This is a genomic window from Rhodoplanes roseus (assembly GCF_003258865.1).
GTDB classification, from domain to species: Bacteria; Pseudomonadota; Alphaproteobacteria; order Rhizobiales; family Xanthobacteraceae; genus Rhodoplanes; species Rhodoplanes roseus.
Genome location: NZ_NPEX01000365.1, coordinates 1 through 4,822, shown reverse-complemented (window position 1 = coordinate 4,822; position 4,822 = coordinate 1). Strand labels below are relative to the sequence as shown.

The window sequence follows — 4,822 nt, the reverse complement described above, 5'->3', positions numbered from 1 at the left end:
GGCCGCGGCGCTGCGGCCCGCCCGGGCACCGAACACCAGCGCCTCGGTGATGCCGTTGCCGGACAGGCGGTTGGCCCCGTTGGCGCCGCCCACCGCCTCGCCGCAGGCGAACAGCCCCGGCACCCGCGTCTCGAAGGTCGTGTCCACCCGCACGCCGCCCATGTGGTAATGCGCGATCGGCGCGACCTCGATCGGCCGCTGCGTCAGGTCGATGCCGTTGGCGGCCAGCGTGTCGATCACCGGCCCGAAGGCGCGGCGCAGCTCGGCTTCGGGAACGTGGCGGAAGCTCAGATAGGCGCCGCCCGCCGGGCTGCCGCGCCCCGCCTCCACCTCCTTGGTGATGGCGTAGGTGGCGAGATCGCGGGTCAGCACGTAGTGCCCGTCGTTGCGGCCGCCGACCTTGGCGTAATCCTGCTCGAACTCCTGCATGTCGCCGTTGAGCAGCGTGCCGCCGAGCTTGTAGCGGAACGGGTCCCACATGATCGGATCGAGGCCGACCAGGCGCGGCGCCAGGTGGCCGATCGGGAAGAACTGCACGAACTCCATGTCGACGAGCTGCGCCCCGGCGCGCAGCGCCAGCGCGTAGCCGTCGCCGCTCATGTTGAGCGAGGCGCTGTTGCGGCGATAGAGGCGCGTGAGCCCGCCGGTGGCGACGACCACCGACTTCGCCGCGATGGTGACGGGCGCGCCGCTCTGCATGTCGATCGCGGTCGCGCCGCAGGCGACGCCGTCGGCGAGCGCGATGTCGACGATCATCAGGTCGCCGATGCGGACGATCTCCGGCACGCCGCCGACGCGGCCGCGCAGCGTCTTCGACAGGGCCGGCCCGGTGCGCAGGAAATCGACATAGACGCAGCGCGGCCGATCGTGGCCGGGCGCGTGCGCCTGCTTGATGTGGCCGTCCTCGCGGGCCCAGCCGACCTTCCAGGCCTCCAGCTCGAGGATGCGGGCGGGCCCGTCCTCGCACAGGATCGCCGAGAGGCGCTCGTCGCACAGGCCGTAGCCGGCCGCCAGCGTGTCGGCGAAGTGGTTCTCCCAGTGGTCGGGGCACTGCGCGCCGAGCGCCACCGCGACCGTCATCATCGCCATCACGGTGGCGCCGCCGCGGCCGATCAGGCTGCGGTCGGCCAGGATCACGGAGGACCCCGCGGCGGCCGCCTCCAGCGCCGCATACATGCCGGCGCCGCCGGCTCCGATCACCAGGACGTCGGTTTCGAGATGCCTCACGTCACTCCACTCCGATGTCGCGCCAGATGGTTTCGCACAGCGCGCGGAACTCCGGCAACAGCCGCACCGCGCGAAAGTCGCGCGGCCGCGGCAGGTCGATGACGTATTCCGAGACGATCCGGCCCGGATGCGCCGCCATCACGACGACGCGGTCCGACAGCCCGACCGCCTCCTCGATGTCGTGGGTGACGAACACCACGCTCTTGTCGTAACGACTCCAGATGCGCAGGAGTTCGCGCCCCATCGCCATCTTGGTCATCGCGTCGAGCGCGCCGAACGGCTCGTCCATCAGGTAGAGGGCGGGCGCGTAGGCGAGCAGCCGGCCGAGCGCCACCCGCTGGCGCATGCCGCCGGAGAGCGCCGCCGGCAGGAAGTCGCGGAATTTTGCCAGGCCGAGCAGATCCAGGAGCTCGGCGATGCGCGCCTCGTGGGCGCCTTTCGGCGTGCCGTTCAGCTCGAGCCCGAGCCCGATGTTCTGCGCCACCGTCGCCCACGGCATCAGGGTGTCGCGCTGGAACATGAAGCCGACATCGGGCGGCGGCCCGGTGACCACCGCGCCGTCCACCAGCACCCGGCCGCGCGACGGCGGCATCAGGCCGGAGATCAGCCGCAGCAGGGTCGACTTGCCGCAGCCGCTCGGCCCGACGATCGACAGGAACTCGCGGTCCTCGATGACCAGGTCGATGTCGTCGAGCACGGTCAGGCCGTGGCCGCCGGAGCTGGGAAACTCCTTGCCGACGCCCTCCAGCACGACGCGCGGGCGCGCCGCGGGGCCCCGCCGCCCCGCCGCCGACCCGGTCGCCGCCCCGGTCTCGTCGCTCCGCACGCTCTGGTCCATGCTCAATTCTTCAGGAGCGAGGCGTCGAACGCCTGCTCGAGCGTCACCGGCTTGAGGCTGTCGTCCGACGCGATCACGATCTTGTTCAGATTGTCGATCGACTCCGCCGTTACGATGCCGCCCTTGGGGGCACGGGCCACCGCGCTCCTGGCGACCTCGGCGGCGAGCTCGGGCGAGAAGTTCGGATACATCTTTGCGATCATGGCCTCCGCGAGCTTGGGATCCTTGTCGAGCGCGTCCATCGCCTTGGCGACGGCACGGGCGAAGCCGCGCGCGGCCTTCGGATTGGACTTGACCCAGCTCTCCAGCGCCAGGCCGGCGAAGGACGGATAGGGCAGCGTACGGTAGTCGAGCACGATCTTGTAGGCCCCCGGCTTGCGCATCATGTTGGCGATGTCGGTGAGGATCGCCAGGCCCGCCCCGACCCGATCGGAATCGATCGCCGCCTGCATGGCGGCGCCGCCGCCGGCCCCGGACAGCTCGAAGTCGCGATCCGGATTGAGGCCGAGCGTCTTGATCGAGTACCGGATGGTGTTGTCGGTCAGGCTGCCCGGTGCCGTGATGCCGATGCGCTTGCCCTTCAGATCGGCCAGATCCTTGTAGGGCGCGTCCGCCTTGGCGACCAGCGCGTAGGAATGAAACGTGTCGAGGCCGATCAGGATCACGGCCGGCAGCCGCCGCGCGCGCAGGCGGATCACGTGGTCGGCGGCGCAGAAGCAGACGTCGATGCTGCCGCCGGCGAGCGCCTGCACGGCCGGGCCGCCGCCCTTGAAGTCGACCAGCTCGAGGTCGATGCCCTCGTCCTTGAACCAGCCCTTGTCGCGCGCCGTGAACACCGGCAGCAGCGCCTCGTTGAAGGCGGCGACGCCGCCCGTCACCTTGGTCTGCGCCGCGGCGGGACCGGTCGCCGCGACCGCGGCACCAGCGAGAACGAAAGCGAGAAGACGGAGCTTGCGGCCGAGGATCATGCGGGCGTTCCGATGCGGGAGGTGGAGGGACGGGATCACGGGCGCGCCGGCACGAGCCAGCGCTCGGCGAGATCGACGAGCGTGTTCAGCGCGACGGCGATCACCATCAGTGCGACCAGGCCGGCGAACACGCCGGTGGTATCGAGCCGCCCGCTGGCGTGCTCGACATACCAGCCGAGGCCGCGATTGGCGCCGAGCAGCTCGCCCAGCACGGAGCCGATCAGCGCCAGGCCGACGCTGATGCGGGCCGCCGTGACGAGCCACGGCAGGATCGACGGGAGCTGGACGCGGCGCGCGATGAACGCGGGCGTCGCCCGCATCGAGCGCATCAGATCGACGAGATCGGGATCGACCGCGCGCAGCCCCTGCATGGTGTTGAGCAGGAAGATGAAGACGACGAACGAGAACACCATCATCACCTTGGAGAGGAGCCCGATGCCGAACCAGATGATGAACAGCGGCGCCAGCGCGATGCGCGGCAGGCTGTAGAGGCCCATCAGGATCGGATCGACCGCGGCGGCGACGCGCGAATAGCGGGCCAGCAGCGCGCCGATCGCGACGCCGCAGACGAGGCCGAGCGCCGAGCCGAGCAGCGCCTGCCAGACGGTCGCCTGCGCGTGCCACAGGAGATCGCCCGAGACGGCGAGCTGCCACAGGCGCACCCCGACCAGCGACGGGCTGCTGATCCAGAACGGATCGATGACGGTGCGGGCCGCCAGCTCCCAGACGGCGATCGCCGCGGCGACGACGGCGATCCGCTCGGCCGCGAGGCGGAACCAGCCGGCGCGCGTGGCCGGCCGCCCACGGGTGTCGGTGATGGAAGGAGACGTGTCGATGGCAGCGGACGTTTCGATGGATGGTGACGTCATGCGCCTGGCTCTCGTCGGGGGCGGGCCTATAACGCGCGCCAAAGGCCCCGGCAAGCGACGCAATAACCATGCCGCCCGCGCCCGACCGGCGAGGATTTCATACCAAGAATGAGAGGGGCGGCGACCAGGATGTTCCCCCTCCCTCGACCCGTGTCCGCGGCACGTTCGGGCGGCCCGAGTCTCCCGGGGTCTTCCCGGACGCGCGCGGCGGCGGCATCACCTGCCACATCGGTGCACGGTCCGCGGGCAACTGCCCGTCGGAGTGGCGCGCGCACGGCACGACCGCGCCTCGCGCCGACAGAGCATGGCGTCGGGTTGCGTGAAGGCGACGTCGCGCTGCATGAAGAAGTTGAACCGCTTGGAGAAATTCGTGGCCTTTTTGACCTGGCGCAGGAACCGGCTGCGCCGCGGGTATTTGATCGCGGGATTCGTCAGCGCGCCGCCGCCGTTCAGGCCAGGGGATTGCCCATGCGCACGTCCGTCACCCATCCACTGCTCATCGGGTCGGTTCAACCGGGGCCGGAGCACGGCCGGATCGGCATCACGTTCTGTCCGGGCAAACGGGACGCCGAGGCGCTCACCGGCGAATGGTACCGGGACCTCGCGACCGACCTCGACGCGGTGAGCGCCTGGGGCGCCGCCGCGGTCGTCACCCTGCTGGAGGAGTGGGAGCTGCACGATCTCGACGTCGCCCGCCTGGGCCCCGAGACCGAAGCGCGGCACATGAGCTGGTTTCATCTTCCGATCGCCGACGTGGCGGTGCCGGACGTGCGCTTCGAGCGCGAGTGGCAGCAGGCCGGCGAGGCGCTGCGCGGGCTGCTGCGGCGCGGCTTCGACGTCGTCGTTCACTGCCGCGGCGGACTCGGCCGGGCCGGCACCATCGCGGCGCGGCTGCTGATCGAGCTCGGTGCCGAGCCGGC

At 70.9% G+C, this 4,822-nt stretch carries 5 protein-coding genes; 1 reads left to right on the top strand and 4 read right to left on the bottom strand.

Annotated elements, in window-relative coordinates; translation table 11 throughout:
- The 4 genes from CH341_RS28165 to CH341_RS28150 all read right to left on the bottom strand — a co-directional run.
- Positions 1–1,227 (bottom strand): FAD-binding protein (locus CH341_RS28165; RefSeq protein WP_111422383.1); only part of this gene is annotated, 1,227 nt, incomplete at its 3' end.
- A 1-nt stretch (position 1,228) separates the two neighbouring features.
- Positions 1,229–2,065, bottom strand: coding sequence for an ABC transporter ATP-binding protein (locus tag CH341_RS28160; protein WP_111422381.1), 837 nt, complete (start codon positions 2,063–2,065; stop codon positions 1,229–1,231).
- A 2-nt stretch (positions 2,066–2,067) separates the two neighbouring features.
- Entirely contained in the window at positions 2,068–3,033 is a 966-nt protein-coding gene (locus CH341_RS28155; RefSeq protein WP_111422379.1) for an ABC transporter substrate-binding protein, read from the bottom strand.
- Positions 3,034–3,068: 35 nt separating this feature from the next.
- A complete protein-coding gene (locus tag CH341_RS28150; protein ID WP_111422377.1) occupies positions 3,069–3,902 on the bottom strand; it encodes an ABC transporter permease in 834 nt (277 codons plus the stop codon).
- 315 nt (positions 3,903–4,217) lie between these two features.
- On the opposite strand from CH341_RS28150, the gene CH341_RS28145 reads away from it, so the two are divergent.
- The coding region (locus CH341_RS28145) for a phosphatase domain-containing protein (protein ID WP_483475695.1) at positions 4,218–4,822 on the top strand (605 nt) is incomplete at its 3' end.